Source organism: Thermodesulfatator indicus DSM 15286 (assembly GCF_000217795.1).
Taxonomy (GTDB): domain Bacteria; phylum Desulfobacterota; class Thermodesulfobacteria; order Thermodesulfobacteriales; family Thermodesulfatatoraceae; genus Thermodesulfatator; species Thermodesulfatator indicus.
The window spans coordinates 1,227,836-1,251,608 of the sequence record NC_015681.1 but is presented as its reverse complement, the minus strand read 5'-3'; the positions used below and the strand labels follow the sequence as shown (position 1 = coordinate 1,251,608).

The following is a 23,773-nucleotide window of genomic DNA, read 5'->3' as shown; positions in this document are numbered from 1 at the left end:
ACCTATTTTCAGAAATGAAACCAAACTAAGGAGGTGGGAGGATGGCCTGGATCTATGGACCGGTAAATACCGTTGACGATATAAGAAGAATAAATTGTATCATTCGCGACGAAATGCTTGCGGTGGAAACTCCTGAGCAACTTACTGACCTTAAAAAACGTTCTGATTATCTCTGCACTCTGACTTATAGCCCTTTCTGGCAAAAAAAGTTTGGCCCCATAATTGAAAAACTCCGCGAGATAGCTCGTGAGGAAAATGTAGCTACCGTGCGGTTGGCCAATTATATAGCTCGTTATAAAGGATGGGATAAGCATTATAATCCCTGGCGGGCTGATACAGCCAAAGAAATAGAAGAAAAGCTTGATGAATTAGATGATGCTCTTATCAAAGAGATAGAAGAGGCCAAGCCCCTTGAAATCATTGAAGCCATTCAAAAAGAGTTAGATGTTCTTAGAAAAGAATTTTGCCGTTTGCGTAAGGCCATGCTTTTTGTTGACGAGCCGGAAGAACTTACCGAATTAAAAAAATACGCCGACTTTTTGGTCACGCTTACATATTCCCGGGAGTTAGAAAGACGCTTAGGTGAACACGTGGAAAAAGTCCGTGAGATTGCCCATAAAGAGAATGAACGCAGCGTAAAACTGGCTAACATTATCGCCGCGGTCAATAATTGGGATATTGTTTATGAAGTCTGGAATGAGGACGAGCTAGTTCAGGAAGAAACCATTGAGGAGTATCTCCAGCGGCTACTTGAGGAAGAACAAAAGGCAGAAACCTATGTACCCACCGAGGCCCGTTATCGGGCGGGAAAGGTTATGTGGCTTGTCTATGAAAGTCCGCACGAATATAAAGGTGGTAGGGCCTATCCGCGCTTAAGGGTAAAAAGGATTTATTTCCCTGGCGATGCCTTTGATATCAAAATGGAGGGCCCCGGTGAGTTTACCACCCGTTTTGGCCGCAAAGTCTTTGGTGTAAAGATCACTTATAAGACAAGGATTTCCCCTACGGTGATTAGGCGCAAAGGCAGAGTTATCCAGCTTCCAGAAAGAGTAGTTACTAGAACAAAAATCGTCCAACTTGATGAAGGTGCTACCAACGTGCGCCTAGTAGAAGAACGTCCAGAAAAGGCGTATCCTGTAGCTTAGACTTGACGTCTCCCGCGAGGCCTGCCAAGCTTATAACATGCTTAGGCAGGCCTCTCTTTTTGAAAAAGCTCCCGCCATAAAAATCAAGCCTGATTTTCGTGAGCGTTTAAGCCTCCTATCTCGAGATTCACGTTTTGATTTAGCAGGCTCATGTGCCAAAGATGCCTTGGGACAGGGACGTAAAAGAGGGCCTTTGGGCCGCTGGCTATATCCTGTGGTTTTGCCAAACGGCCGGCGTATGACCCTTTTTAGAACTTTACTTTCTAATCAATGTTATAGTGATTGTGCCTATTGTCCTTTACGCCAGGAAAGAGACTTCCCTCGGCTTTCGTTAAAACCTGAGGAAATAGCCGAGGCCTTTATATCCCTGTGGCGACGGAAAATCGTCCATGGTTTATTCCTGAGTTCAGCTATTTTTGCCCATCCTGACCAGGTAATGGAAAAGTTTATCGCCGTAGCACGCATCTTAAGAGAAAAAGAAGGTTTTGGCGGTTATATCCATTTAAAAGTTATTCCCGGGGCCAGTGAAGCAGCCATTGAAGCGGCAGCTAAGCTGGCTAATGCCCTATCTTTAAACATAGAAGCTTCGGCGCCCAAAAGGCTTGCCTGTCTTTCTCGGACTAAAAAGTTTGAAAAAATTTGGCAGGGTTTAAGCCAAATTAAGAAGCTAAAAGAAAACTTTTCTTTTTCTCAAACCACCCAGTTTATCGTAGGAGCTGCCGGAGAAACCGATGCGGAAATAATATGGCAAACAGAAAAACTTTACCGCCAGTTAAAGTTAAACCGTGTTTATTTTTCGGCTTATCAACCGGGGTTAGGTAGAGAAGACCTTCCAGGAGAACATCTAGCCCGTCAAAACAACTTTTTTCTACGAGAACATCGTCTATATCAAGTTGACTTTTTACTTCGTAAATACGGTTTTTCTGCTAGAGAAATTCCTTTAAAAGACGGCTTTTTACCCCTTGAAAAAGACCCAAAAGAACTCTGGGCAGAAAGTAATCCTCAATTTTTCCCGGTGGACGTAAACAGAGCTTCTTACAGAGAACTTTTAAGGGTGCCAGGCATAGGGCCTACCATTGCCAGGCGCATTTTAGAAGCCCGCAAAGAAGGACGACTGAAAGACATTAGTTCTTTCTTTCCTAATAACAAACTTTTTAGAAAAGCCTTCCCTTACATTAAGACCTAGCTTTTAAAATTATTTCAGGAAGAGCCGCCTTTATCATATCTCTTACTTTTCTGAAAGTGCTAATATCTTTTTCTTTGGCGGGATCAGGAAATGGCCAGTGAATAATATTTGCTTCGGGCAAAAAGGGGCACTCCTCCGCCGCAGAGTCACAAAGGGTTACTATCAAATCAAAATCCTTTAGTGAAAATTCAGACAAAGATTTACTTCTTAGGCCACCTGTATTTATGCCTACTTCTTCTAAAACCTTTTTAGCAAGGGGGTTAACTTTGGTGGGCCTTATTCCTGCTGAAAAGGCCTTAACTTCTTGGGCAAAAAAGTGGTTAGCCAAGGCCTCGGCCATTTGAGAGCGGCAGGCATTTTCCGTACATACAAAAAGAATACGTTTCATTTTTAAGGCTTTAAAATAATACGAATAATTTTACAACTTGTCAGACCCCAAATGCCCCTCCCGATCTCTCTCCCAATACGGTGAAGGATATAGAATTATTTTACAAAAATCGGGATCTTTATTAAAGTCAAAGCTGAGTTTTAAATTAGGCCCAGAGATCCACAGGAGGACTGATTGTATAATCCCATAGCGGTCTTAGGCAAATTTTTCCTTCAGTTATTAGAGGAAATGGGCGGCATGGCCTTAATGTTTTTCAAGGCCTTGGCTTATACTTTTCGTCCTCCATTTCGCTTAAAACTGCTTTTCAAGCAAATGGAATTCGTTGGTGTTAAATCTACTTTGGTAGTAGTGCTTACCGGGCTTTTTTCAGGAATGGTTTTGGCCCTACAGGGCTATTACGGCTTCAAAAAATTCGGAGGAGAAACTTTACTAGGAGCAACGGTAGCCCTTTCCCTTTTGCGTGAGCTAGGGCCGGTTCTCACCGGCCTTATGGTTACCGCAAGGGCTGGTTCAGCTATGGCCGCAGAAATTGGCACCATGCGTGTCACGGAACAGATCGACGCCCTGGAAGTAATGGCGATAAATCCGGTTCACTATCTGGTGGTTCCCAGAATCTGGGCGGCTATTTTGATGGTGCCTTTGCTTACCGTACTCGCCGATGTAGTGGGTATAGCAGGTGGCTATTTTGTAGGCGTTGGTTTACTTAATATAGACGCAGGTATTTATATAGCTAAAATGCGTGAACTTGTTGATTTTTCAGATATTGCTAATGGTCTTTACAAGGCCTTTATTTTTGGAGCGATTTTGGCCACAGTAGGTTGTTATAAAGGCTACAATGCCCGTGGTGGAGCTGAAGGTGTAGGTAAAGCCACTACTCAGGCCGTGGTAATTTCTTCAATCAGTATTTTAGTGGCTGATTACATTCTTACCTCTCTTTTATTCGGTTAGGGGCTCTATGATAAAAATCATCGATCTCTACAAGTCTTTTGGCAAACACCAGGTATTGCGAGGGGTAAATTTGAAAATCCCTGCCGGTAAAATGACTTTTATTATGGGAGCCAGTGGAACCGGAAAAAGCGTCCTCTTAAAACATATTATTGGACTCATTTCTCCAGATAAAGGCCAAATCTTAGTTGATGGTAAAGATATTACCAAGCTTTCTGAGCGAGAACTTATGAAAGTTCGTAAACGCTTTGGTATGCTCTTTCAGGAAGGGGCCCTCTTTGACTCCATGACTGTGGGAGAAAACGTAGCTTTTCCTTTAAAAGAACACACAAAACTTTCGGAAAAAGAGATTAGGGCAAGGGTAGAACTTAAGTTATCTCAGGTAGGATTACTGGAAGCCATCAATAAAATGCCCTCCGAGCTATCTGGCGGGATGAAAAAACGGGTGGCTCTAGCCCGTGCCCTGGCCCTTGATCCAGAGATAGTCTTGTTTGATGAACCAACTACCGGTCTTGATCCTATAATGCAAGAAAGTATTTCTTATTTAATTAAAGAAACACAGGAAAGATTAAATCTTACTTGTGTGGTTATAAGCCATGATGTTCCCATTGCTTTTGCTGTTGCTGATAAGATAGCCTTTTTATACGAAGGACAAGTAGTAGAAGAAGGGCCTCCTGAAAAAATAAAAAAATCAGAGCACCCCTTTGTCAAAAAATTTATAAGGGCCTTACCAGCCTGCTTTAAGGAGGGGCACCATGAGAAAGAATAGCGGCACAGAAATTAAAGTAGGTCTTTTTGTCTTCATTACCTTATTAGCTCTGGGTTACCTCAGCCTTCAATTAGGAGAAGAAACTTTTTTTAAACAAAAAGGTTATCCCCTTAAGGCCGTTTTTGATAATGTTTCTGGTTTGGTAAGTGGAGCACGAGTGGAAATGGCTGGGGTAGAGATTGGAAGGGTATCAAATATTTCGTTAGTTGATGGAAAAGCGCTGGTAGAAATGCGTATTAGAGAAGGCATAAAGATAACTAAAGATGCCCAAGCTGCTATTCGCACCAAAGGCGTGTTAGGAGACCGGTACGTGGAAATCAAGCAAGGGAAGGCTAAAGCCTATCTTTCTCCTGGAGAAATAATAGCTAAAACAGTAACTCCTGTAGATATAGACCAACTGCTTGCAGAAATTGGTCCAGCTTTTAGCGATATAAGAGAGATTACTTCTGGTATCAAAGAAGTTTTGCTTTCCGAAGAGGTGAGAGCCAATTTTAAACAGATGTCCATTGATGTGCGAGAAGCTGCCAAATCTTTCCGTAAAATTAATGAAATGCTAGCAAACGGTGAAGGGACCCTCGGAAAACTCATAGCAGACGATAAGCTTTATTACAAACTTGAGTCTATTGCTGACAATTTGAATCAGGTTGCAGAAAAAATTAATCACGGAAACGGAACTCTGGCCAAATTGGTTAATCAGGATGACTTATACGTTCAGCTGGAACAGACTATAGCAGATCTTAATCAAACCACTCAAACGCTTAAAAACTTAGTGCAAAAAGCTGAAGCCGGGCAAGGCACCCTTGGAAAACTTCTCACTGATGATGAACTATACAATCAACTAAACGAAGCCGTGAAGTCTTTAAATCTTGTGGCTCAAAAACTTTCTTCAGGTAAAGGCACTTTAGGGAAACTTCTCACTGATGACTCTTTATATCTAGACCTGAAAAAAACTATACGTAACGTAAACCAGGCCGCAGTGGGCCTTCAGGAACAAATGCCTATCACCATTCTTGGCACAGTAGGGGGAATGGTCCTACAATAAGATGGCCTGCAAAAAGATATTTTCTCTAGTAATATTACTAACATGTTTAGGCTCTTTGCTGGGCCCCACTGCTAGAGCAGAAAAAATTCGCCAAAATTGGTGGCCTCTTTTCTTTTATCAACGATCAAGTGATGGTTCTGCCAGCGAATTAGAAATTCTCGGGCCGTTTTTTTATTCTTATTCCACCCCGCAGGAGAAAGGGCTGGCCCTAAGACCTTTTTTGGCTGAAGAAGAAAAAGACGATCAATACGATCTCTACTTTTTGCCACCCTTTGGCCATTATCAGCGCGGGGATAATTATAGCCGTTTACGCTTTATTCCTTTTATTTCGGCTGATAATAACCATTCTGAAAAAAAACGCTTTCGCAGTTTTTTATTGTTTTTTTGGGGAGAATCCAAAGAAGGAAAAAAGTTTTCAGGATTTTTCCCCTTTTATGGCAAACTTTATGACTTTTTCGGTAAGGACGAAATTCGCTTTTATCTCTGGCCGGTTTACATTCGTTCTCGCATAGACAAAAATGTCTCTCGTACCTGGTTCTGGCCTATTTATAACCGTACCGATGGCCCTACCCTTTATCAGAGAAAATTTTGGCCTATTTACGGCCATCGCGTTAAAAAAGATATGTATGACCGTAAGTTCTGGCTGTGGCCTTTTTTCTGGAAGGAAACTTTTTTCCTGGAAAATGGGACAGGCAAAAGAGAGATGTTTTTCCCCTTCTGGATAGAAGAAAGCTCTCCTGACTACCATCGCTATACAGTTCTATGGCCTTTTTTTCGGTATTTTCACAACAAGAAAACTAATACCAAAATGTGGGATTTTCCCAGACCTTTTTTACGTTATGGCCGCGGTGATGATCCTTATTATCGCGAATACAAAATATGGCCTCTGGTGGGGTACCGGGCTAGAGAAGACAGTAAAAGGCGTTTTTTCCTCTGGCCTTTTTTTATCTTTTATGAAGATGTCCTAGGGTATTCGCCCAAAAAAATCTATTATCATGGTAGCAGGATCCTTCTTTTTAGCAGATTTGTTAAAATCACAGATAAAAAGGGACATTCTTTGTACGAGTTTGGCCGCCTCTGGCCTATTGCTGAGGCCGAACGTCGTCAGGATGGCAGTAAAGTATTTTTCTTCCCGGCCATTATTCCTTTCCATAACCGGGGGATAGACCTCACTATTGCTCCTCTTTTGCGCTTATACGAAAATATACATTTCCCTGATGGCACAGTGCGTTCAAAGGCCCTTTGGGGTTTTTATCGTCACGATACCATAGGCAAAGAAAAAATATGGGAACTAGCGTTTCTGGTGAGTTATAAACATAAACCAGATGCCTTTGAACTAAAATTTTTAAATGGCCTACTTGGCATAGGAAAAGAAAATAAAGACTGGCATTTACGCCTATTTTTTCTAAAACTTTTTTAGTATTCGTATTATGAAACAGTCAAACAGAGTCTGATAGATAGCTACTAAAAAGGCCAGGCCAAACGTAAGTCCTAAAATTAAATTTTTGCGTTTTTTTAAAACCAGCCAGAGTTCATAGAGGTCAATTTCGTCTTCTTCATAATAAGGAGGAGGATATGGTTGACATGGTGGTAGCTGCTGATGTATAGGATCTAGCTTTTCTTTTTGAGACTTGCCTTCAGAGATAAAAAATTCCAAAAGGGTTTTAGATGGGTAAAATAAAAGATAAATTGTTAAAGTCAATAGTGAGGGCAAAATTCCCGGTTAAACGGAAATCTAGGAGAATTTACGGTAAAAGGCCCTTTTTTTCTAGCCAGGCTTCAAGATGGTTTCTCACTTCTTCGGCCGAGGCGAATTGAAGAATTTCTTCACACAAACTACGGCATTCTTCGAAAGATAAAGCACATATATAATCTTTGATGGCCGGAATAGACTGGGGATTCATGCTTAGCTCATCGAAACCAAAACCTACGAGGAGGGGAAGATAAAGGAGTTCGCCAGCCATCTCACCGCACATGGCCACGTGAATGCCAGCTCGATGACCTGCTTCTAAAATATAGTGGACCATTCTAAGAATTCCTGGATGTAAAGGCTCATAAAGATGAGCTACCTGTTCATTACCTCTATCAATGGCCAGAGCGTATTGAATCAAATCGTTGGTACCGATACTAAAAAAATCTACTTCTTTGGCCAAATGATCGGCAATAAAAACAGCTGTAGGTATTTCTATCATTGCTCCACAAGGAGGAAATTCTATATCCAAGCCCTCCTGCCTTAACTCTTCAAAAACTTCTTGCAAAAACTTTTTGGCCTCTCTTAATTCTTCAATGCCAGATACCAGGGGGAACATTATCCGCACGTTTCCGTAAGCACAGGCCCGTAAAATAGCACGCAGTTGAATTCTAAATAGAGCTGGGTTTTTAAGGCATAGCCTTATGGCCCTGAGCCCAAGAGCCGGGTTTATCTCTTCTGGTAAATCCAGTTCTTCGGCAAACTTGTCACCACCAAGATCTAGGGTGCGAAAAGTAACTATATTGGGATAAAGGCTTTCTACTACCTGGCGATAATTGGCAAAAAGTTCTTCCTCATTAGGAATGGTTTTACGGGTAACGTAAAGGTATTCGGTACGAAAAAGTCCAACTCCATCAGCCCCGAAGTCAAGGGCCAGAGGAATTTCATCAAGAAGCTCAAGATTAGCTCTTACTATTACTTTTCGACCATCGCGGGTAATGGCAGGTTTTTTGGCTTGAGCTAAAAGCCTTTCTCTCGCCTCTTCGCAACGGATTCGACGCTCAAGAAATTCTTCGATTACCTCTTGAGAAGGATTAATGATAACCTCTCCACTTAAGCCATCTACAATTAATAAATCATCAGGTGAAACCTCATTCATCAAGTCACTTACCGCTACCACCGCAGGAATACCTAGGCTTCTAGCCACAATCGCTGTATGAGAAGTTCGACTACCCATTTCCGTAACAAAGGCATAAGTGGTTTCTGGCTTGAGACGAGCGGTATCAGCAGGAGAAAGATCTCGCGCGACAACTATAGCAGGTTCTTCTAAATCGAAATTTTCATTTTTGCCTTTAAGGGCCAGAATGACTCTTTCGATTAAATGTTCGAGGTCATAGACTCGCTCTTTGAGATAAAAGTCATCTATAGAAGAAAAAATTTTTTGATACTTATCAAGAACCTTGCGCAAGGCCCACTCGGCATTGGCGTAATAACGTCTTATAAATTCTTCTGTTTCTTTAATAAGGGAAGGATCTTTAAGCATTAAAATATGAGCATCAATAATGGATAAAGGCTGGGTCATCTCAGGAGGAATATGCCTTTTGACTTCTTCTAAATCTCTGACAGCCGTAGCCAGTGCCTTACGAAAGCGAACTATTTCTTTTTCTATTTGTTCAGGACGAAGGACCTTTCTAGCAATTTTAAGGCGTCCGGTAAGAAGAATAAAAGCTGGCCCAATAGCTATACCTGGAGAAACGCCTATGCCTTTAAGGCGCTTCATAGGGCGTTCGAGCGCAGAAGTGTAGTTATCTCTTTTATAGCCTTCTCGGCTTCCTCTCCCTCGGCCCATATTTCTACGGCAGACCCCTTTCGACAGACTAACGCCAGAACATCTAATATGCTGGCTGCATCAGCAGTTTGTGACCCCTTTTTTAAATAAACTCTTGCTTTAAAACGCCTAGCTATTTCGGCAATCTTAGCTGCTGGACGTGCGTGAAGACCTAACTCACTTTCTATAATAACCTTTTCTTTAAACATCAGGCAATAGTTACCCCCGAAGAATAGCTTTTTTCAGAAAACCTTTCCCGTCCAAGGCCGGGATAAATAGTAACTCCTGAACCTATCTCAAGGCCTTCAGGAACATGTGTTCGACTCCCTATCACGGTAACGTCTTCTTCGCTACCTATTAAAGTACCTTCTCCAATGGTAACTTCTGCATCACAGATTACTCTTTTAAGCCTGGCTCCCCGCTTAATTATCGTCCCGTAAAATAGAATAGAATCAGACACCTGGGCTCCCTCTTCTATGACTACTCCCGAGAATAATATCGAGCGAGTGACTTCTCCGTTAATAAATGAGCCATTATAAAACAAGCTATCACAAATGCTGGCGCTTTCTCCCAAAATAGATGGCTTATGGTCTCTTATGTCTCGATGGGCAAGATTAGTACAAATTTGCCAACGTTTTAAATCAATTTTAGGGTTTGGCCCCAGCAAATCCATATTAGTCTGCCAGAATTCCTTAACTGTTCTCGTATATCCCCAGTATCCTCTAAAAATATAGCCATACATACGATATGTCCCTAACATCTTGGGAAGGATATCACGCCCGAACTCATGAGAATCTTCCTTAGCATTGGCCAAAAGTACTTCTTTTAAAACCTCTGGCCTAAAGGCATAAATAGTAAGTGAAGCATAACGAGAAACCGGTGGGGATACCTTTTCCTGGTAATCTTTAAGAGGTCCCCCTAGAGGAGAAACTTCTTCTATTACTCCCTGTCCAAAACGAGAAGCCTCTTCTTCTTTCACAGGAGTAAAGGCCACGGTAACATCGGCTTTATTTTGCCGGTGAAAATCAAGGAGCGGACGGTAATCCATGCGATAAATATGATCACCAGAAAGAATAAGAACCACCTCAGGCGACCATCTTTTAATAAATTCCAGATTCTGATAAACAGCATCAGCTGTTCCCTTATACCAGTCTGAAGCTTCGCGCCCACGAAAGGGAGGTAAAATATAAACCCCTCGACGGCGGCCAGTCATATCCCAAGGGATACCATGGTCAAGGTGTTCCATCAAAGAGTAAGGACGATATTGGGAGAGAACCCCTACCAGTAAAATCCCTGAGCGCATAAGGTTAGTCATAGGGAAATCAATGACCCGGTAAACTCCGCCAAAAGGTAAAGAGGCCTTAGGACGATAAAAGGTTAACACTGAAAGCTCGTCCACCCGCCCCCCAGCTAAAATCATAGCCAAAACCGAGACATTTTGTTTAGTCGGCATCTTTGGTCTCCTGGGTATTTGATTTGGTATCGCTTTCTATTTCTTCTTCAACGCCTTCTATTAATTCATCAAAATCGTCACCCAGTTCGTCTCCAAATTCCGCTCCAAACTTATCCATCATTCTTTTTAGACTTTTGGGATCTTCTTCGTCAAAAGAGCCAAAAAGAGAGGGGTCAGCCATTTTTTCCAGACGGGAATCAAGAGAAAGACGTACCCGCACCCGTGAAATAAGTTTTTCCATGTTTTTGCTGCCACAATGTTTACAGAAAGGCACAAAAGAATCTCTATTAAACACGAGATGATCGCTCACTTTACCACAGTCGAGGCAGCGATATTCGTAAATAGGCATAGGTGTCCCCCAGGAGCTATTTGCGAAAGTGTTTTTCAAGTATGCGAATAAGACTCCGGGTAGTAAAGTGAGTGTGATTGTTTAGATTTCCAAAAGGTACTTCAGCACGGGCCTTCTCTCTATGGCCCCCGGCAAAACCTAGCTTACCAAATACTCGCTGGGCAAGTTTCCCGGCATCTTTACGATAACCATCACAGCGAATAATAACCACCAGACGATCGCGGTATTCTCCAGAAATGAAGACCCAGCCTATCTCGTGCACATGGTTCAAAAAATCAGCAATAACCACTAAAATATCAGGGTTTGGTACCTTACCAAGGTGTGAAAAAAGGCGCTGTTTCCTAATCTTAACTTCTTCCAGGGCCTTGCGAAAATATTTGAGTTCCGTGCGTCTGATGGTGGATGCTTCTATCTTGTGCAACAAGTGGCGGTTCATGCGTTTGAACAGGTATTGAAAACAAAGGACATCCTGAATAGTACATTCTTTTTCAAAGTTGTTGGTATCGGTTTTTATGCCGTAGATAAGAGCTGTGGCCAGCGTTACTGCTGGCTTTATCTTCAGGGTGCGCAAGTACTCGGTCATCATTGAAGAAACAGCACCATATTCAGGACGAATATCTATAAAAGGAGCATCCCAACCGTTGCTTACGGGATGGTGGTCAATCACTACATCAAAATCAAACTTCATAAACTCGGCGTTATGAGGCGGCTGGGAATCGAGTAGAATTTTTTTATTGTACTCTGAAGGTTTAATCTGTCGTAACTTGACCAGAGGAATTTTAAGAAGTTGAACCATGGCCAGATTATTTAGCCTTCTTATCTCGTTAACATGGGCAATAGTAACCTCAGATACGCGCTGGCGAATAAGGCGCTTCATGGCTAGGGCGCTGGCTATAGAGTCAGGATCCGCCCATATCAAGATAAGAACCCGGTCTTCTTTTTTGAATTGAGAAAGAAGAGTTCGAACCCTTTCCCGATTTGACTTAAATCTGGTTATTTTAGGTTCAATAATTTCTTTTTCCGGTTCTTTAACCGCTAATTTACAAGCTGGCATGCTAGACATAAAGTTTTAAACCTTCTACTTCTTCCTGAAATTCTTTAGTCCCCTCTTCTAATAAAGTCAAAATATGTTCTTCGTTTTGGGTAATCAAGGCCTCCCGCAATTCTTCCTTCCCAACTATAATGTCAAATGGACTTTTTGACCATTCATATTCATAAGGTGGGGACCTAAAAGTAAATTCAGGATTTTGAGCCGCAACCTCCTTTAACATTAAAAGGGTGGTTTTAACTGGCTGGTAAGTCTGAGGCTCTTTTATCCAAAGTCTTATACCTTGGCACAATTTGCCTGCCCATTTATCAAACCAGGGGATAAAGTGCATGATTTGTACTTTGATGCCTTCTATTTTAGAAAAAAATTCTTTAAGAGCCAAGACCTTGAGCCAGGGGGCCCCAAATACTTCAAAAGGCATTGTTGTACCGCGTCCTTCAGAAAGATTGGTCCCTTCAAGGATTACCTGCCCGGGATACACTAGAGATGTTTCAAACCGCGGCATGTTAGGCGAGGGGGAAACCCAGGGAAGACCTGTTTCTGGAAAAAACATGTCACGAGACCATCCTTCCATGGGAATAACCTCAAGTTCCAAATCTAGAGAAAATTTTTGGCAGAGATACAAAGCCAGCTCGCCTATAGTTAGACCGTGCCTCATAGGAATAGGAGCTAACCCTACAAAAGAAAAAAATTTTTCTTCAAGAATTGGCCCTTCAATTTTGCCCCCAATAGGATTAGGGCGGTCAAGAACTATTAGTTTGACACCGTTTTTAGAACAAGCTTTCATGGTAAGCAGCAATGTCCAGATATAGGTATAGACTCGCGTCCCAACATCTTGCAAGTCAACCAAAAGAATATCTATTTCAGCTAGATGCTCTGGTTCAGGAGCAAGACGCGGTCCATAAAGGCTTATAACAGGAACTCCTGTCTCAGGTTCTACGATTTCATAAGAAGCTATCATGTTGGCCTGTTTTTCACCAAAAAGGCCATGTTGTGGAGAAAAAAGTAGTTTAAGTTTTTGCGAAAACTTGGCCTTTAACGCTACCCAGGCAGGAGTTAAATTAGGAAGAATTGAGGCCTGATGGCAGAGTAAACCTAAACGTCTATCAAGTAAATCTTTTCTAGATTCTTTAAGGAGTCTTTCTAGGCCGCTCTTTACCATAAAAAAGAAGCCGCCAGCAGGCGGCTTCTTTGTCTGATTTTAGTCTATTTCTGGCGGAGGAAGATATTCAGATTCTTTCGCCGCCGCTTCTTTAATCTCGTCAACCTTCTGAAGCACAGCCTCTATCACCTCAGGGCCAAGAGACTTCTTTTCAACGATCTGATTAAAAAGCTCTCTCATGAAAGCTACGGGTAAGTCGGTAATAGCCCCACGGGAGTCAACCCGAGCAGTATCAAACTCCTGAAGAATTTTATTCTTAAGTTCTTCATTAACAGGCACTTCAATAAGCCTAAGCTCTCCACCAAACATATATTTAATGTGTTTTTCTAAATCGGTGCCTTTTATTTTAGACAACCGGTTTTCGTCCAAAAGGACCACAATGAAATATTCACCCATTTTCGTCCTCCTTTTTAAAGGTTGTTTTCTTTAAAGGTCTTCAAGGTCAACTTCAAGTTCTTTTTCCTTGTTGACGACATACTTTTCGTTGCAGAACGGATAACCAAAGTGCTTCCACCATTTGACAATTACTTTGTAAACCTCAGGACGCATGATAATGCTAGGCGGCTGAACACCTTCAGCTACCATGCCACGGAGAAAGCTTCCAGAGAGCTTTTCGCGCTTGTGGCCACAAGTTTCAGAGTAAGCCATTTCTTTACAAGTGGGGCAATAAGAAAATTCGCGCATATTCTGAGGCCTGATATCAAGCCCGTAAGGAACATCTGTTGGAGGAGCAGGAAAACCAAAGCTCGGAATACCCTTGGTCCAGAGGATCTGGGTAGCCCACTTGTCGTAGTATTCACCGACAGCCGCGTGGTCACGCCCAAACATATGGTGGGTGCAACCCATGTTCTGACGGATAATACCGTGGAGCAAGGACTCAAGCGGGTTACCATAGCGCATATCCCAAAGAACAATGGTGGGGAGATGACGCTCAGGTTTGATATAACCGCCCTTATTAACAGCCTCGTGGCCTTCAACGATAGCTTCGTCAGGATAGTCACCACGGCGCTTCACACCAATAACCGCGTTTACCAAAATACCGTGGCAGGGTTCAACGTCACCGGTAAAAGCCGCGCATTTCATCAAAAATTCGTGACCTACGTGGGGAACGTTACGGGTCTGGTGGTTGATAACTGTACGCCAGCCACGGCGATCAAATTCTTCACGGCTCTTGCGCGGCGGATACCAGAACCTATCGAAAGGAGGCCTCATCTTGGGCTCATTAATAATGGTGTATTTACCAGCCAAAACTACTGGCTGTAAGCTGCGATAAATAACCCAACCGGGATGTTTTTTGTTAAAGGGCTCTTTGACTACTTCGGGGTTGCGCTCAGGGGTACCAAAAGTTAAGTGAGCAAGTTCTTCAGGATTATCAATGCGCCAGACTTCTTCAATATCAAGAATGGCAAAAGGTTTGCCTTTGAGATTTAAAACCAGGCGGTCTCCAGCACCTACACCAAGCTTTTTAAAATCTTCTTCGCTAATGTCAAAAACTAACGGATAAGGGAAAATCCATTCATTCAAAAGACGACGCTCTTTAAGAATTCTTTCTACCTCAGCCTGCTTCATAGAACCTTCTACCGGGCTGAAAAAGCCGTAGCAGATAGACATAATCTCACGATAGACATTGCGCACAGGGACACCGGTTTCATAGTGAAGAGTGGGCTTAATGTCGTAGGAAGGGCAGCCTTTGATCATCTTTTTGGCAGCTTCTTTGTCAGTGATGACCCTTTCTACTAATCTACCTCCATGAGGCAGGGGACGTTGGATTAAAAACCTCGACATCGTACACCTCCTTAAAAATTTGTGATTCTCAACTCAAATTTGCTTTTGTGCTAGGTTAAAGCATTTATACCTAATCTTTGAAAATTGAAAAACCGAATTTTATCATTTTAATTTAAATTAGGAGCGTTTTTTATCAGCAAATATTAAATTTCTCAAAGTTCCTTGGTATTTCAGCCTTGAGCGCAAAAATGGGCTAAAACCTTTACCTCTCCTTAGATTCCCACTTATTTATTGGGACTCCGTACGCACCTAGGTTAATACGTTAATGGGTCGATGGGTTTGCGCTTGATAGCTGTGCTCTTGGCTTCTTGTCTTTTACCATCGGGGTAAAATAGATTCAGATTTCAAGACTATGGAAAGCTACCCTAGATTCCCGCTAAGCTTTAAAATAAAGCTTTGCTCTTAATTAAGCTTAGGCTATCTTTGAAACAAAATTGCCAAAATCAAGAGAAATCTTATTTATGGAGGCTGCTTTATGGCCATTATGGCAAACTCCTTGCCCACTGAAGGAAAAGGAATTCGTCTCATCCTAGGAGAGCCGGTACAAAAAGACTTTTTTTACGTTTATCATGGAAACATTATCCACTCTGAAGGTGGTGCGCAGACTCTCTACGTTATGGAACATCCCTTCTGGGGGCGTATTTTATTTCTTAATGGTACTCTTCAGTTTACCACTCGAGACGAGTTTATTTATCATGAAGCCCTGGTTCACATTCCGGTTCAGGCCCGTGAAGAAGGAAAAATCAAACGCGTTTTAATTTGTGGTGGTGGAGACTTTGGTGCTGCCCGAGAACTACTCAAATACCCGGATATTGAAGAAATTATTATCGCTGATATAGACCCCCACGTGCCAGAAATAGTAAAAGAATACTTTCCAGAGCTTATGCCTGGGGAGGATCCTCGCTTAAAACTTTTGATAACCGATGCTTATAAATTGGTAGAAGATTACGTAAAAGAAAAAAAACATTTTGACCTAGTAATAATTGACTCCACAGACCCTGATATTTCTCCTGAAGGTAAAACAATTGAACTTTCTCATTCTCTTTTCAGTCAGGAGTTCCATGAACTTTTAAAGGCACTTGCTCCTGAGGGTTTAATAGTTCAGCAGGCAGCTACTCCTTTTACCATGAAAAACGTACTTGCCTGGACCTATGAAACCTTTGTCAAGGTTTACGGCCAGGACGAGGTTTACTGTTACCGGGCCGATATCCCCTCTTTTGGCGGAGACAATGCCTATATTTTGCGGGCCCAAGGAGAGACTCCAATTGAACCAAGGCGTCCTGCTCTTGAAGATACTAAGTACTACACCCACGAGGTTCATCGCGCTTCTTTTTCTATTCCTAAATTCTGGCAGGAGGTATTGAAATAAATGTCTGTTTCAGTATTAGGAATTTTAGGTTCCCCAAGACCTTTCGGTGGTTCAAGTCAGCTTCTCCGGGCGGCTCTTCTTGGGGCTAAAGAGGCAGGAGCCCAGACCAAATTAATATCCCTTTATGATGGCGAAATAAAGCCATGCAAAGGATGTATTCAGGAAGAAGATCCAAATTGTCGCTTCCCCTGTATTTTTGAAGATTTCGGCAAAGAAGTACTTTTAGAAATAAATCAAGCTGAGGTTATTATTTTTGCCACTCCGGTTTACTGGTATGCCCCTTCAGGGGTTATGAAAAACCTGATAGATCGTATAACCTGTCTTGAAAATATGGTGGCTTACGGTGAGCCAAGCTATATGGAAGGAAAGGTCGTTGGAGCTATTACTGTGGGTGCAGACGCAGGGCTCACTATGGCCGGAGGGTATTTGCTCACGGTGTTAAACGCCATGGGAGCCATTATTGCTCCTTGGTCCCACGCCTATTCTCGTATGGCTAATAAGGCCATTTATGATGACCGGGCGGTTATGGACGCCGTTAACGTAGGGCTTCTGGCCACCGGCCTTGCCGCCAAACTAAAGGGATTAAATGGCCCTTTGAGCTACCTTGACGATAAAGAACTTCTGGAAAAGATACGTCGTCAAATTTTAGACGAAAAGGAGGCTTACGAGAAAAGCCATGGAGAGAACTAAATTTGAAAACCCGGTACTTGAGGCCATTTATACCAGAAGAAGTGTCCGAAACTACACTGAAGAACCAGTTTCCAAAGAACTCGTTTACGAAATAATAAAAGCTGGCACCTGGGCGCCCTCTGGGCTTAATAATCAGCCCTGGCGCTTTGTTATTGTCCAGGATCAAAACAAACGCCTAGAACTGGCTGAACTTACCCGTTATGGCGAAATCATAAAAAATGCTCCAGTAGTTATAGCTGTATTTGTGGATAAAAATGCTATGTACCACGAAGTAAAAGATCACCAAGCCATGGGAGCCTGTATTGAAAATATGCTTCTTGCGGCCCATGCCCTTGGGCTTGGAGCCGTGTGGCTTGGAGAAATTTTAAAAAATGCCGAAGAGGTACGCCAAAGTCTTGATCTTCCTGAGAATTTAGAATTGATGGCAGTTGTTGCCCTGGGACACCCCAAGACCAGAGACCAAAAAAGCAGTCGCAAACCACTAGAAGAAGTAATTCTTAAGGAGTACTGGTAGTTTTGAAAAAGATTTTTTTTGTAGTTGTTTTCTTGTTTTTATTAAAAGCTCAAAGCGGACAGGCCTTTTCTATTAAAAATCTTACCCTTGGCTCAGAAAACGGCTATCTCGTTTGTTCCTGGAATCTTACTAAACTCCCTGTGACCAAATTGGACGCTGCTCTTCATCATGGGATACCTGTGCGTCTGCAATTTGAGATTGTTTTAGAACGGCCAAAACGTTTCTGGTGGGACGAAAGATTACTTTATCACATCGTCCTGCGAGAGATCTATTACGATGCCGTAAAAAAAGTCTATTTAGTCCAGTTAGTGGGTTCTTCTTCTCCGCCAAAAGCCGTAAGCTCTCTTAAAGAGGCCTTACACCTTGCTGGAGATGTCAAGAATATTCCAGTCATACCGTTAAATCTTCTTAAGCCTAAACAATTTTACCGCTTAAAGATAAAAGCCATTCTTTTTCAAAAGATATCTCCCAATCTTCCTTCCCGTATCTTACGTTTCATCTTTAGAGGCGGTAAAATTGAATCTGATTGGGTAACTATTCGCTTTAAATTTTAAGAATAATGTCCTCAAAACAACAGACCCTTGATCAAGAAAGAAGAAAAAGGCGAAGAGAGCTATTAATAGCTCTTTTTGCCTTTTTACTCTTAGGTGTCCTCATAGTTTTTGAAGTTAAAATATTTCGCGAGATCCCTTCACGGGAGATAAATCTTCTTGCTTATATCCTCTTTCAAGTAAACGCTATTCTTCTTTTGTTAGTGGCCTTTTTAGTAATCAGAAATTTGCTAAAGCTTTTTTTTGATACCCCAAGGGGACGATTTGCTGAACGTTTGCGCACTCGCATTGCCGTGGCTTTTATCTTCCTGGCTCTAGTGCCTACCCTTTTTCTTTTTATGGTGTCTTTTAAGTTCATCGAAACTAGCCTTGATTTCTGGTTTAGTAGCAATCTCGACCGCAGTTTACAGGAAGCCCTATTTGAAGCCCAGTCTATTTACCAAGAAAAAGAAAAGGAACTGACTAATAAGGCCGAACTATTTATCAATGGCTATCTTTCCGAGACTAAAAGCTTGTCTTCTAAACACCTTCGCTACTGGCGAAAAAGATTAGACCTTGATACCCTCGAAATCTATTCTTCATCAGGAAAACTCATTAAAGGCTCTTATAGCCGCCCTCTCCCTAAAAACATTGGGATTTCTCCTGGTCTTTTAGAAAAAGTTATTAGTAAAAATACCCCTTCAAGTAAAATCAGTTCCCTGAAAAATAAAGTGATTTTAAGGGTTTTTATCCCTGCCACCTATCGCCAGCAAAAAATAGTCGTAGCATGTGGATTATTTCTAGACCCTAGCATTGAAAAGCTTATAAGCGAAGTGGGCAAAGGCATCGAAGCCTATCAACAGCTCAAGTTTTTCAAAGATCCTTTAAAATCTTCTCTTATTTTAATGCTGCTTTTGGTCACACTTCTTACCCTTTTTGTGGCCATCTGGTTTGGTATGCGCTTTGCGAAGAGGCTAACTGAACCAGTACACTCGCTAGCTGAAGCCACTCAGCAGATTGCCAGTGGCAACTTTGACGTGGAGCTGCCTGAAGAAACAGCTGATGAAGTAGGACATCTCGTCAGGGCTTTCCGCCGTATGACCAAAGAGCTAAAAGAATATCGCCAGAAAGTTGAAGAAACCACAGCCGCGTTACAGGAAATCAACATAGAGCTTAGCCGGCGTACCTGGTATCTTGAAACTCTGCTGGCCAATGTTACCGCTGGAGTGATTGCTCTTGACCACCAAGGTCGGGTTACTTTTATCAATCGCATGGCCGCCAAGCTGTTGGGGGCTTACCCAGAACGCCTCATCGGTCAGGAGATAAGAAAACTCTTACCGGAAGAATACTTTGAAATGGCTCAAGAATTGCTCTTAAAAGCTAAAAGCTCTCCCCAAAAGTTGGTTCAGCAAACAGTCAAGGTAGAATTACGCCGTAAGCCAATAACCCTTTTAGTAACCATAACTCTTCTTGAATCGGAAACAGGAGAAAACGTAGGCTACTTGTGTTTACTTGAAGATGTAACGGAAAAAGAAAGGGTACAACGGCTGGCAGCCTGGCGAGAGGTAGCCCGCCGTATTGCCCACGAAGTTAAAAATCCCTTGACACCAATTCAGCTTTCGGCCCAGCGCCTTAGAAAACGTCTGGCAGGAAAACTTCCTGAAGACGAACAAAAGATTCTTGAGCGCTGCACTTCTACCATCGAAAAACAGGTAGAAGAATTAAAACATCTCGTAAACGAGTTTTCAGCCTTTGCCCGTTTGCCGTCACTTAAGGCTGAAAAGGGTGATATCGCTCAGATAGCCCGAGAGGTTATTGATCTTTATAGAGAAGGTCATCCTCAAGTGGAATTTAGTTTAAATGTAAATGGTTCTTCTAAGGCCATATTTGATAAAGAGCAAATAAAACGGGTTTTTTTAAACCTCTTTGACAACGCTATCCGGGCTATGAATCGCCAGGGAAAAATCCAGGTAAACATTTTTGAGCAAAATGGTCGCCTGAGAATAGAAGTAGCTGATACCGGTGAAGGCGTGGCCCCAGAAATCCGTGGAAGACTTTTTGAGCCCTATTTTTCAGCCAATGGGGGTAGCGGGCTGGGGCTGGCCATCGTAAACTCTATTGTTCAAGAACATCGGGGAAAAATCTGGGCAGAAGATAATCACCCAAAAGGAGCCAAATTTATCATCGAGCTACCTAAGACCTTATGAATGAAAAAATCCTGGTTATAGATGACGAAGAGGCCATATTAGAAAGCCTGGCAGATATCTTAGAAGACGAAGGCTATCAGGTTATTACGGCTAAAAATGCAGCCGAAGGCTTACAGAAAGTCAAACAAGAGCAACCCGACCTCCTTATCCTTGACGTCTGGTTGCCAGACCAGGACGGCTTAAAGCTTCTTAAAACACTTCGTAAAGAAAGCCCTGATCTTCCCGTTATAGTGATTTCTGGCCACGGCACCGTAGAGACAGCGGTAAAGGCCATCAAGCTCGGAGCCTTCGATTTCCTGGAAAAACCTCTCTCTTATGACCGAGTAGTAGTAACCGTAGCTAACGCCCTAAAATTCAGAGCTTTAAGAGAAGAAAACATAACTCTTAAAAGGCACCTCACCGGTCCGGGAATCACCGGCCAGAGTCATGCTATTTTGGAACTCCGCGAAGCCATTGAAAGAGTAGCGCAAACAGATGCCACCGTGCTTATAACCGGAGAATCAGGCGTGGGCAAGGAAGTAGCGGCCCGCATGATCCATACCCTTTCACGCCGGGCCGAAAAACCTTTTGTAGCCGTAAACTGTGCCGCTATTCCCGAAGACCTCATTGAATCTGAACTATTTGGCCACGAAAAAGGCGCCTTCACCGGAGCAGTCTCCTCTAAAAAAGGGAAATTTGACCTGGCAGACGGGGGTACCATTTTTCTTGACGAAATCGGCGACATGAGTCTTTCGGCCCAGGCCAAAGTGTTACGAGTGCTTCAGGAAAAATGTTTTGAAAGGGTAGGTGGTACCAAAACCATCTCCGTTGACGTAAGAGTCATCGCTGCCACCAACAAAAATCTTACCGAAGAGATAAAAAAAGGCCGTTTTCGCGAAGACCTTTATTATCGTCTGAATGTAATTCCCATACACATTCCGCCTTTGCGTGAAAGGCCTGAAGATATTCCCTTATTAGTGGAAGAATTTTTAGACGAATTTGCCAGGCACTCCGGCCTCGGGCGCAAAAAAATTACTCCTGAAGCCATGGAGGCCCTAAAACGCTATCCCTGGCCAGGAAACATACGAGAATTGAGAAATTTAATTGAAAGGCTAGTAATTTTGAGCAAAAGGGACACTATATCCCTTGAGGACCTTCCCCCTGAAATCAATCAACCTCCGCAAACTTCCTTTGGTCAGGAACCCTGGTTTGAATGTAATGACTTTAAACAGGCGCGGTCTCTGTTTGAAAGGGAATTTTTGAAACGCAAGCTTGCAGAATTTAAAGGAAATATTTCCCAGACCGCCGAGGCCATAGGGCTTGAAAGAACTTATCTTCATCGTAAACTAAAGGCCCTAGGTCTTTCGGGAGAATCTTAAATGGTCTGTTCTTTCAGAAAGTGTTTAGAAAATCCAGATCTTTTTACTATTACTTACGAGCTTGTCCCTGGACGAAGCACCAGGCTCCGCCAGTTTCAGAAGATTATAAAGTTTGCTGAAGAGGCCACCAAAGACGGCCGCCTGCATGGTTTGACCATTACCGAAAACGCCGGGGGGCACCCGGCCCTGTCTCCTGCGGTTTTAGGTCGCGAAATCTTAAAACTTGGCCTGGAACCCGTTCTTCACTTCACCTGCAAGGACAAAAATCGTAACCAGATAGAAAGCACCCTTTTTGCTCGGGACAGAGAAGGCCTTCACAATCTCCTGGTTATGACGGGAGACTTCCCCCTTTACGGCTTTATGGGACGGGCTAAACCGGTGTTTGACCTTGATGCCGTACATCTCCTCCAGCTAATAACCGAAATGGAAAAGGGCATAGAGCTTCCGCCTGAGGCTCCAGGAGGTGGCGTAAAACTTCCGCCCATGCCCTTTTTTAAAGGCTGCGTGGTTACGCCCTTTAAAAAGTTTGAGGCCGAACTCATGCCCCAATACTACAAACTCCACCGAAAGATAAAGGCCGGAGCACATTTTGTAATCACCCAGGTGGGGTTTGACGCTCGCAAGTTTCACGAACTTCTGCTTTACATGCGAGAAGAAAAATTGAACGTCCCCTTGATTGGAAGCGTGTTTATTACTGATGTGCGCATGGCCCGTATTTTTCATAAAGGGATAATCCCCGGCATAGAAATCACCGCTGAATACCTGGCCCAGATAGAAGAAGAGGCTCGTCAAGAGAAGGATACTTACCGGGCCGCTTTAATCCGGGCGGCCAAACTGGTAGCTATTCTCAGGGGCATGGGCTATGACGGTGTCCACATCTCGGGAGGCAAGGTCCGTTACGAAGACATAGCCTTTCTTCTGGATAAGGCTGAAGAGTTTTATCCGCGCTGGAAGGATTTTCTCCCGGAATTTCGCAACGCCCCTGAAGGAACTTTCTACCTTTACAGTAAAGACCCTGAAACCGGACTTAACCTCCCTGAAAGATATGAAAAGCTCTCGCCGGCCCAGAAAAAACCCTTGATGTTTACCCTAAACCTGTGGGTACATGACCTCTTTTTTGAACCTGGCAAAGGTTTTTACAACTTTGCCGTAAAATACGCCCAAAAAATAGATGGATCCTCTTTTGAACCCTGGTTTACCAAATTTGAGTACGCGGTAAAAGGGCTTCTCTTTGACTGCCAGCGCTGTGGAGATTGTACTCTCGGAGAAATGGCCTATTTATGCCCCCAGAGTGGTTGTGCCAAAAATCTTCTCAATGGCCCCTGTGGCGGTAGCAAAGATGGTTACTGTGAAGTGGATTCTTCTAAAAAATGCCATTATGTAAAAGTGTATGAACGCCTTAAAGCTATTGGCAAAAGGCACCTTTTAAAAGAAGGTTTTATCCCCCCGCGGGATTGGGGGCTTTCTGGGCGTTCTTCCTGGCTGAACTTTTACCTGGGTCGAGACCATCATCGGCATCCTGTTCCTAAAAACTTTCAGGAACCTAAATAAACTTCCACTACTTTTGGGTCTTGCCTAACCTGGGAGGGGGCGCCACAGGCTATCACTTCTCCAAAGGCCAATACTGCCACCCGATCACATATCTCCCAGATAAGCTCTACGTCGTGATCAACTATAAGCATGGCAAGACCCATATCTTTCAGTTTTTTGAGGAACAAAAGCAGCTCTTTGGTTTCAGAAGAGGAAAGGCCAGCCGCAGGCTCATCAAGTAAAAGGAGTTCAGGACGAGAAGCCACCGCTCGGGCCAAAACTACCTGTCGCTGCTTTCCGTAAGGTAGTTCGTAAGCTGGCATAGAAGCAATGTCCGCCAGGCCAAGGAGTGCAAGAATTTCCTGCGCTTTTTCACGAATTTCTTTTTCTTCGCGGCGAGCTAAAGGTAAGCCTAACAGATCATGCCAGAGACGGCGTTTAAGATGGCGGGTAAAACCTAATAACACATTCTCTAAGACGGTTAACTCACGAAAGATCTGCACGTGTTGAAAAGTCCGTAAAATCCCAAGGCGGGCAATCTTTTCCGGGGGAAAGCCGGTTATTTCCCGGCCCTGGAAGAATATTTTTCCTTCGGTAGGTTTCAAAAAACCCGAGATTATGTTAATAACCGTGGTCTTACCCGCCCCGTTCGGACCGATAAGCCCAAGGACTTCGCCTTTGGCCAGGGAAAAGTTCACCCCTCTCAAAGCCATCAGACCGCGAAATTTTTTGGTAAGGTCTTTGACCTGTAAAAGCATTGGCCCGGCGGAAGCTTACCTTAGACG

Annotated in this window: 24 protein-coding genes; 13 read left to right on the top strand and 11 right to left on the bottom strand. The window is 43.1% G+C overall.

The window, feature by feature from the left end; translation table 11 throughout:
• Positions 1–41 precede the first annotated feature (41 nt).
• Both THEIN_RS06020 and THEIN_RS06015 read left to right on the top strand, forming a co-directional pair.
• Complete coding sequence (locus THEIN_RS06020; protein WP_013907793.1) at positions 42–1,145, top strand: kinetochore Spc7 family protein; 1,104 nt, start codon at positions 42–44, stop codon at positions 1,143–1,145.
• A gap of 37 nt (positions 1,146–1,182) precedes the next feature.
• Positions 1,183–2,331, top strand: a complete 1,149-nt coding sequence (locus THEIN_RS06015; protein WP_013907792.1) for a radical SAM protein — start codon at positions 1,183–1,185, stop codon at positions 2,329–2,331.
• Here THEIN_RS06015 and THEIN_RS06010 read toward each other — a convergent pair.
• Positions 2,321–2,719 carry an arsenate reductase ArsC gene (locus THEIN_RS06010; protein ID WP_013907791.1) on the bottom strand — a complete coding sequence of 133 codons (399 nt, stop codon included), beginning with the start codon at positions 2,717–2,719 and terminating at the stop codon, positions 2,321–2,323. The genes THEIN_RS06015 and THEIN_RS06010 overlap by 11 nt on opposite strands.
• A gap of 174 nt (positions 2,720–2,893) precedes the next feature.
• Between THEIN_RS06010 and THEIN_RS06005 the strand changes: the two genes are divergently transcribed.
• From THEIN_RS06005 to THEIN_RS05990, 4 genes are read left to right on the top strand one after another with little or no spacing between them, the layout of a single operon-like run.
• Positions 2,894–3,667: an MlaE family ABC transporter permease gene (locus tag THEIN_RS06005; RefSeq protein WP_013907790.1), complete on the top strand. Its 774-nt coding sequence runs from the start codon at positions 2,894–2,896 to the stop codon at positions 3,665–3,667.
• Between the two features lie 7 nt (positions 3,668–3,674).
• Entirely contained in the window at positions 3,675–4,433 is a 759-nt protein-coding gene (locus THEIN_RS06000) for an ABC transporter ATP-binding protein (RefSeq protein WP_013907789.1), read from the top strand.
• Positions 4,420–5,475, top strand: a complete 1,056-nt coding sequence (locus THEIN_RS05995) for an MlaD family protein (protein WP_013907788.1) — start codon at positions 4,420–4,422, stop codon at positions 5,473–5,475. The genes THEIN_RS06000 and THEIN_RS05995 overlap by 14 nt, the downstream gene beginning before the upstream one ends.
• Position 5,476: 1 nt before the next feature.
• Complete coding sequence (locus tag THEIN_RS05990) at positions 5,477–6,895, top strand: hypothetical protein (protein WP_013907787.1); 1,419 nt, start codon at positions 5,477–5,479, stop codon at positions 6,893–6,895.
• Here the strand turns inward: THEIN_RS05990 and THEIN_RS05985 are convergent.
• The 9 genes from THEIN_RS05985 to sat are packed head-to-tail and all read right to left on the bottom strand — an operon-like array spanning position 6,881 to position 14,790.
• Positions 6,881–7,177 (bottom strand): lipopolysaccharide biosynthesis protein, encoded by a 297-nt coding sequence (locus THEIN_RS05985; RefSeq protein WP_013907786.1) that lies wholly within the window; start codon positions 7,175–7,177, stop codon positions 6,881–6,883. The two genes, THEIN_RS05990 and THEIN_RS05985, sit on opposite strands and share 15 nt — an antisense overlap.
• A gap of 43 nt (positions 7,178–7,220) precedes the next feature.
• Positions 7,221–8,945 carry a phosphoenolpyruvate--protein phosphotransferase gene (ptsP, locus tag THEIN_RS05980; protein ID WP_013907785.1) on the bottom strand — a complete coding sequence of 575 codons (1,725 nt, stop codon included), beginning with the start codon at positions 8,943–8,945 and terminating at the stop codon, positions 7,221–7,223.
• On the bottom strand, positions 8,942–9,202 hold the full coding sequence (locus tag THEIN_RS05975; RefSeq protein WP_013907784.1) for an HPr family phosphocarrier protein: 261 nt from the start codon (positions 9,200–9,202) through the stop codon (positions 8,942–8,944). Before THEIN_RS05975 ends, ptsP begins: the two co-directional genes overlap by 4 nt.
• Positions 9,202–10,446, bottom strand: coding sequence for a glucose-1-phosphate adenylyltransferase family protein (locus tag THEIN_RS05970; RefSeq protein WP_013907783.1), 1,245 nt, complete (start codon positions 10,444–10,446; stop codon positions 9,202–9,204). The genes THEIN_RS05975 and THEIN_RS05970 overlap by 1 nt, the downstream gene beginning before the upstream one ends.
• Positions 10,436–10,795, bottom strand: coding sequence for an FmdB family zinc ribbon protein (locus THEIN_RS05965; RefSeq protein WP_013907782.1), 360 nt, complete (start codon positions 10,793–10,795; stop codon positions 10,436–10,438). Before THEIN_RS05965 ends, THEIN_RS05970 begins: the two co-directional genes overlap by 11 nt.
• Before the next feature lie 16 nt (positions 10,796–10,811).
• Positions 10,812–11,858, bottom strand: coding sequence for a DHH family phosphoesterase (locus tag THEIN_RS05960; protein ID WP_013907781.1), 1,047 nt, complete (start codon positions 11,856–11,858; stop codon positions 10,812–10,814).
• Positions 11,851–13,005 carry an exo-beta-N-acetylmuramidase NamZ family protein gene (locus THEIN_RS05955; protein WP_013907780.1) on the bottom strand — a complete coding sequence of 385 codons (1,155 nt, stop codon included), beginning with the start codon at positions 13,003–13,005 and terminating at the stop codon, positions 11,851–11,853. Before THEIN_RS05955 ends, THEIN_RS05960 begins: the two co-directional genes overlap by 8 nt.
• A 39-nt stretch (positions 13,006–13,044) precedes the next feature.
• Positions 13,045–13,401 carry a DUF6955 family protein gene (locus THEIN_RS05950; protein WP_013907779.1) on the bottom strand — a complete coding sequence of 119 codons (357 nt, stop codon included), beginning with the start codon at positions 13,399–13,401 and terminating at the stop codon, positions 13,045–13,047.
• A gap of 30 nt (positions 13,402–13,431) precedes the next feature.
• Positions 13,432–14,790, bottom strand: coding sequence for a sulfate adenylyltransferase (sat, locus tag THEIN_RS05945; protein ID WP_013907778.1), 1,359 nt, complete (start codon positions 14,788–14,790; stop codon positions 13,432–13,434).
• A 475-nt stretch (positions 14,791–15,265) separates the two neighbouring features.
• Between sat and THEIN_RS05940 the strand changes: the two genes are divergently transcribed.
• From THEIN_RS05940 to THEIN_RS05910, 7 genes are read left to right on the top strand one after another with little or no spacing between them, the layout of a single operon-like run.
• Entirely contained in the window at positions 15,266–16,159 is an 894-nt protein-coding gene (locus THEIN_RS05940) for a spermine/spermidine synthase domain-containing protein (protein ID WP_013907777.1), read from the top strand.
• Positions 16,160–16,849: a flavodoxin family protein gene (locus tag THEIN_RS05935; protein WP_013907776.1), complete on the top strand. Its 690-nt coding sequence runs from the start codon at positions 16,160–16,162 to the stop codon at positions 16,847–16,849. It begins immediately after the preceding gene.
• Positions 16,836–17,363 (top strand): nitroreductase family protein, encoded by a 528-nt coding sequence (locus tag THEIN_RS05930; RefSeq protein ID WP_013907775.1) that lies wholly within the window; start codon positions 16,836–16,838, stop codon positions 17,361–17,363. Before THEIN_RS05935 ends, THEIN_RS05930 begins: the two co-directional genes overlap by 14 nt.
• Before the next feature lie 2 nt (positions 17,364–17,365).
• Positions 17,366–17,917 carry a DUF4390 domain-containing protein gene (locus THEIN_RS05925; protein ID WP_013907774.1) on the top strand — a complete coding sequence of 184 codons (552 nt, stop codon included), beginning with the start codon at positions 17,366–17,368 and terminating at the stop codon, positions 17,915–17,917.
• Positions 17,918–17,922: 5 nt separating this feature from the next.
• Positions 17,923–20,100, top strand: a complete 2,178-nt coding sequence (locus THEIN_RS05920; protein ID WP_013907773.1) for a sensor histidine kinase — start codon at positions 17,923–17,925, stop codon at positions 20,098–20,100.
• Positions 20,097–21,458 carry a sigma-54-dependent transcriptional regulator gene (locus THEIN_RS05915; protein WP_013907772.1) on the top strand — a complete coding sequence of 454 codons (1,362 nt, stop codon included), beginning with the start codon at positions 20,097–20,099 and terminating at the stop codon, positions 21,456–21,458. Before THEIN_RS05920 ends, THEIN_RS05915 begins: the two co-directional genes overlap by 4 nt.
• The gene (locus THEIN_RS05910) at positions 21,459–23,009 is read left to right on the top strand and encodes a methylenetetrahydrofolate reductase C-terminal domain-containing protein (RefSeq protein ID WP_013907771.1); all 1,551 of its coding nucleotides are present in this window, start codon (positions 21,459–21,461) and stop codon (positions 23,007–23,009) included. It begins immediately after the preceding gene.
• Here the strand turns inward: THEIN_RS05910 and THEIN_RS05905 are convergent.
• The gene (locus THEIN_RS05905) at positions 22,994–23,746 is read right to left on the bottom strand and encodes an ABC transporter ATP-binding protein (RefSeq protein ID WP_013907770.1); all 753 of its coding nucleotides are present in this window, start codon (positions 23,744–23,746) and stop codon (positions 22,994–22,996) included. The genes THEIN_RS05910 and THEIN_RS05905 overlap by 16 nt on opposite strands.
• Between the last annotated feature and the right edge of the window lie 27 nt (positions 23,747–23,773).